This window comes from Rhodococcus sp. BS-15 (genome assembly GCF_000813105.1).
GTDB lineage: Bacteria > Actinomycetota > Actinomycetes > Mycobacteriales > Mycobacteriaceae > Rhodococcoides.
This window is the reverse complement of record NZ_BAOX01000354.1, coordinates 1-4,529: the sequence shown is the minus strand read 5'-3', so window position 1 is coordinate 4,529 and position 4,529 is coordinate 1. Positions and strand designations below refer to the sequence as shown.

The window sequence follows — 4,529 nt, the reverse complement described above, 5'->3', positions numbered from 1 at the left end:
CGACGCGCACCGGCTGATGGCGCGCCACCCCGCCGCGCTGCTGCACCTTCGGGTAGTCCGGGTCCAGTGCTGCGCGTCGGGCATCGGTCAGGGGCTCGAGAACGTCGTAGACCACGACGATCTTCTCCATTGCGCGCCGGGCAGTTTCGGGATGATCGGCCGCGATCAACGCGATCGGTTCGCCCTCGTGCCGCACCTCGTCGAAGGCCAGCACCGGCTGATCCCACGTGTGGTCGAGCCCGAAGCATTTGCGCCCCGGCACGTCGTCATGGGTGAGTACGGCCTCGACGCCGGGTGTTGCCAGCGCCTTCGAGATGTCGACGGAGACAATCTTCGCTCGGGGATGCGGGCTGCGAAGCGTTGCGCCCCAGAGCATGCCGTCGATGAACAGGTCCGACGAGTACGCGAACTCGCCCTTGACCTTCAGTGTGCCGTCGGGTCGCAGGGGGCTGTCGCCGACGCGGCCGCGTCCCGGCGCGGGGATGTCGGCGGGAACTTGCCGGGGTGTTGTGGTCGGGGCGCTCACAGTACGTCCTCCGCGAGTTTCATCAAACGACGGTGTGCATCCGCACCGGCACGGCCTATCTCGTCCTGCGGTGCGCTGACGAGGATGTCGTTCTCGACGATCGTTCGACCGCCCACCATCAACCGCGCGAGCGGTGGTGTCTGCCCGTACGCGAACGCAACGACGGGGTCGTCCACGGCCGAGTAGAAACCGTCGGTGCGCCAGATCGCGATGTCGGCCAGCTTGCCGACCTCGAGCGAACCGATCTCGCTCTGACGTCCCAGTACCGTTGCTCCGCCGAGTGTTCCGATCTCGAGTGCCTGACGCGCCGTCAGTGCAGTGGGTCCGTACTTGGCCCGCTGCATGTACATCGCCTGCCGCACTTCGCCGGCCAGCGGGACCATTTCGGCCGAGGCCGAACCGTCGACTCCTAGGCCGACGGGCGCGCCGGCGGCGAGCAGGTCGGAAATACGAGCGATGCCCGCACCGAGCCGAGCGTTGGAGCTCGGGCAATGGGCGGTACCGGTTCCGGTGGCCGCCATCTTCGCGATATCGGAATCGTGCAGGTGTACGGCGTGGGCGAACCATACGTCGTCGCCCAGCCAGCCGACCTGCTCCATGTATTCGACCGGGGTGCAGTTCATCTGAGCGAGGCAGTGCTCTTCCTCGTCGAGGGTCTCGGCCAGATGTGTATGCAGCCGAACACCTTTGGCGCGAGCAAGCCCTGCGGACTCCACGAGCAGCTCTTTACTGATGGAGAACGGTGAACACGGTGCGACCGCGATGCGGAGCATCGAACCGAAGGAAGCGTCGTGATAGGTGTCGATGGCCTCGGCCGTCGCGGTGAGGATGTCGTCGAGCGATTCGACCACCTCGTCCGGCGGCAATCCGCCGTCGGACACACCCCGGTCCATCGAGCCGCGGCACGGCTGGAATCGGACGCCGATGCGTTGTGCGGCATCGATCTCGGCGGCGAACAGGTCGCCTCGGCCCTTGGGGAAGATGTAGTGATGATCGGTGCTGGTGGTGCAGCCCGATTTAGCGAGCCAACCGAGGCCCGCCGCAGCGGCACCGCCCACGACTTCGGCGTCCATCTTCGACCACGGCTTGTAGAGTGCGACAAGCCATTCGAAGAGTGTGTTGTCCTTGGCCAGGCCCTGGGACGCCACTGGTACAGGTGGTGGTGGGTGTTGACCAGGCCGGGGGGTGACGAGGCAGCCGGACGCGTCGATCGTCTCGGCCCCGGCGATCACCGGTGCCGGGCCCGAACCGATGGCGCTGATCGTGGTGCCCTCGACGACGAGGTAGCCGGAGGGGATCTCGTCACCGACGATGGGGGCGATGTAGCGTTGGTGATCACCGTGGTCATTTGGCTTCGGCCTTTCGGGTTGCTGCGAGCCGTACGGCGTCCAGAATCTTCTCGTATCCAGTGCAGCGGCAGAGATTTCCGGCGAGAGATTCACGGATCTCGCATCGGACGGCTCGGGAACGCGTTCGATCAGATCGTGGGCTTGAACCACGAGCCCCGGTGTACAGAAGCCGCATTGGACGGCTCCGCACTCGACGAACGCTTCTTGCATCGGGTCCAGCTTGTCGCCGTCGGCGAGGCCCTCGACGGTACGGATCTCGCGGCCCTCGACCTGGCCGGCCGCCACCAGGCAGGCGCACGCCGGTATGCCGTCGAGATAGACGGTGCACGAACCGCATTCGCCTTGCTCACAGGCGTTCTTGGATCCGGGTAGCCCCATGCGTTCGCGCAGCAGGTACAGCAGACTTTCGCCCTCCCAGACGTCGTCGGCTTCCATGTCTTTTCCGTTGATGGTGCAGTTGACTCGCATGTTCAGGCCACCTTCCGTGCGGCTGTGAGGTCCCGCCATGCCCAACCCAGTGTTCGCCGGGCCATCACGGACAGGGCGTGCTTGCGGTAATCGGCAGTGCCACGTACGTCGTCGATGGGACTTGCTGCCGCACTGACCAATCGGCCGAACTCCTCCGACACCCGAGGATCGAGGGCACCGTCCCACTCGAGTTCGGCCGCGAGGTAGTTCTCGGCATCGTAAGCCCGGCGCGGTGTCGGCGCAGCGGAGCCGAGACCGGTACCGACGCGACCCTCCTGCGGAAACAGTGCGATCGAGAACGAGCAGACGGCGATGACCATGGCGTTGCGGGTGCCGATCTTCGAGAAGTACTGCGGTCCTGCCGCCGGTGCCACGTGGAAGGCGCGGATGAGTTCGTCCGGCCGGCAGGAATTGCGTTTGACGCCGAGGTAGAACTCGGTCGCGGGAATCATGCGCACACCGCCCTCGGCCGATTCGACTTCCACGGTCGCGCCCGCCGCAAGAAGGGGCGCGTGCAGATCGCCTGCGGGTGACGCGCCGCCGAGGTTGCCGCCGACGGTGCCGCGATTACGGATCTGCGGTGAGCCGACCGTGCGGGAAGCCTGGGCGATGCCGGGAAGCGTGTCTCCGAGCTCGGCGATGATGCGGACGTAGGGCACGCCTGCCCCCACCCGTAGCGTCCCGTCGGGCAGCCGTTCCCATTCGGTCAATTCGGTGATCGGGTTCAGATCCAGCAATGCGCCCGGCCGGTGCAGGTCGAAGTTCATCTCGACCATGACGTCGGTGCCACCCTGGATGGGCACCACGTCGACATCGTCGGCCTTTGCGGCCAACGCGTCGCCCCAGGTCTGTGGTCGTAGAAATTCCATCGTGCTGCTCTCCGCTCACGTGTCTTTCGGTCGTGTTCACCCAGTACAGCCGCCGGGCGCACTGCGAGCGAGAGACAGGAACGACGAAGTATGACGGCGATCACAGTGTAGGTTTTGGAGGATCCTACGAAGAGGAGGTCGATTCACCGTGCGGCTGCGTGATCTGACCGATCTCCCCGACCTGAAGCTGCAGCCGATCGTCACTCCCGAGCACTTCGATCCGACCATCAGATGGGTCGTGACCACCGACATGCTCGATCCGAGCCGCTACCTCAGTGGGGGAGAGCTGGTGTTGACCGGCCTGATGTGGCGGACGGGCCCGGAGGACTCGAGGACCTTCGTACGGGCGGTGTCGAAGGCCGGAATCGCAGCGCTGGCGGCATCCGACGACGGCGTGGTGCCCGATGATCTGGTGGACGCCTGCCTCGAGCACGGGCTGCCGCTCTTTCGGGTACCCGCCGACATTGCTTTCGCCACGGTCACCGAGAGCGTCGTCCGGCAACTGTCGACGGCGCGAGCCTCGGACCTGAGTCTCGTGCTCGACCGGCATCGACGCCTCGTGGCGAGCGCCGGCCCGGGCGGTGGGCTGGGTCCGCTGCTGGAGATGGTCAGCTCCGATCTGGGCATGAACTGCTGGGTCGTCACGTCTTCGGGACGGGTACTCGCCGGATCCGACGATCCACCCGACACCGAGGCCGTGGCGCGGGAATTCATGACGTCGGTGCGGTTGCCGCGGTACTGCCGAGAGCAGCGAGTCTCGGTGTTCGCCGTCGATGGAGAGTCCGCGCCGCGGGTCGTGGATTGGTTCGTGGCATTCGAAAGCGATTGGCAGGCATGGGATGCCCCGAGGCTGTCCCTGGCCGGGCAGTTGGCGTCGATCGTGGCCATGGAACGCAGTCGCGTCGACGATCGTCTCTCGGGGTCGGGGATTCTGGCCCAGGAATTCGTGCGCACGATCGTCGGGGGTGCGACGTCCGCCGACATCCTCGCTCAGATGCACGTCATCGGACTCGATATCGAAACACGTTACGCTGCAGTGGCTGTGGCCACATCCGGCGAGACGTTGCGGCTCGGTGAGCTACGTCCGCTGCTGCGAGAAGTGCTGGCACCGTTGGAGATCACGGTCGGAATCGTCGACGACGAGGCCATCGCGTTGGTGGAGGCGAGAACCGATCGAACCGATTCCGTTCGGCAAGCGGTCCACTCACTGGCGCCGGGACTGATCGGGAGCGGCACCTCGATCGGTGTCAGCGCCCCGACCGCGCCCGCCGACATCCGAAGCGCGATCGAGGAAGCGCGCTACGCCCGCCGCTCGCA

At 66.0% G+C, this 4,529-nt stretch carries 3 protein-coding genes and 2 pseudogenes; 1 reads left to right on the top strand and 4 read right to left on the bottom strand.

Annotated features, from left to right (window positions below; translation table 11 throughout):
- From RHBS_RS24790 to RHBS_RS24775, 4 genes and pseudogenes are all read right to left on the bottom strand, one after another.
- Nucleotides 1-526: pseudogene (locus RHBS_RS24790) on the bottom strand (xanthine dehydrogenase subunit D); the annotation flags it as partial.
- Nucleotides 523-1,968 (bottom strand): 8-oxoguanine deaminase, encoded by a 1,446-nt coding sequence (locus RHBS_RS24785; protein ID WP_237669664.1) that lies wholly within the window; start codon nt 1,966-1,968, stop codon nt 523-525. The pseudogene RHBS_RS24790 and the gene RHBS_RS24785, both read right to left, overlap by 4 nt.
- Nucleotides 1,871-2,310, bottom strand: a pseudogene (locus RHBS_RS24780) ((2Fe-2S)-binding protein). The gene RHBS_RS24785 and the pseudogene RHBS_RS24780 overlap by 98 nt, the downstream one beginning before the upstream one ends.
- Nucleotides 2,311-2,345: 35 nt before the next feature.
- Complete coding sequence (locus RHBS_RS24775; protein WP_128646733.1) at nt 2,346-3,212, bottom strand: xanthine dehydrogenase family protein subunit M; 867 nt, start codon at nt 3,210-3,212, stop codon at nt 2,346-2,348.
- 148 nt (nt 3,213-3,360) lie between these two features.
- Between RHBS_RS24775 and RHBS_RS24770 the strand changes: the two genes are divergently transcribed.
- Nucleotides 3,361-4,529 (top strand): PucR family transcriptional regulator ligand-binding domain-containing protein (locus RHBS_RS24770; protein WP_128646731.1); only part of this gene is annotated, 1,169 nt, incomplete at its 3' end.

Excerpts from the sequence above, each read along its gene's own strand:
- RHBS_RS24775 (WP_128646733.1), bottom strand. The coding sequence starts at position 3,212 with ATGGAATTTCTACGACCACAGACCTGGGGCGACGCGTTGGCCGCAAAG.